Below are 465 nucleotides of genomic sequence, written 5' to 3'. Positions count from 1 at the left end.
TCTGCAATATCTAGTAGGACTTGTACTGAATTTGTTCCACCTTCTCGACTGCACACTTCCAACATTTCATGGAAGAAAACCAATTCTCTAAAGTTAAACGTTTCATTGAATTCTCTAAATGCACGATGCATTGTGGTTCCACCTTCTAATAAAAGAGAAACTTTTTCTATTTCTTCTTGAATGCTTTCATGCATCATTGGTTTCACCTGAACTAACACCCGTTTTGCATTGTTACTAATTTGAAGTGCATTTGCTACTGCTTTCATATAGATAGAAAGACGGTCAATGACAACCAAGTAGTAACGTTTTTTTCTTCGATAAAGAATAAACCTTGGAACTAAAAATCCAGATAAGACGGTAATCAGTGTAAAAGGATCTCTACCAAAAGAAAAATAGAATACTGCTGCAATACTCATCCCAGAAAGAATCGTATATACCCAGTACATACTTTTCGTCAATTTCCAT

Annotated in this window: 1 protein-coding gene; it reads right to left on the bottom strand. The window is 34.8% G+C overall.

What is annotated here, in order from left to right; translation table 11 throughout:
- A partial coding sequence (locus tag MR170_RS31100; protein WP_481746803.1) for a type II secretion system F family protein occupies positions 1 to 465 on the bottom strand: 465 nt, incomplete at both ends.

This window comes from Bacillus cereus group sp. BfR-BA-01524 (assembly GCF_022662595.1).
In the GTDB taxonomy this organism is placed as follows: domain Bacteria; phylum Bacillota; class Bacilli; order Bacillales; family Bacillaceae_G; genus Bacillus_A; species Bacillus_A thuringiensis_S.
Note: the sequence above shows the minus strand (reverse complement) of the source record. Positions and strands in the feature narration are given on the sequence as shown.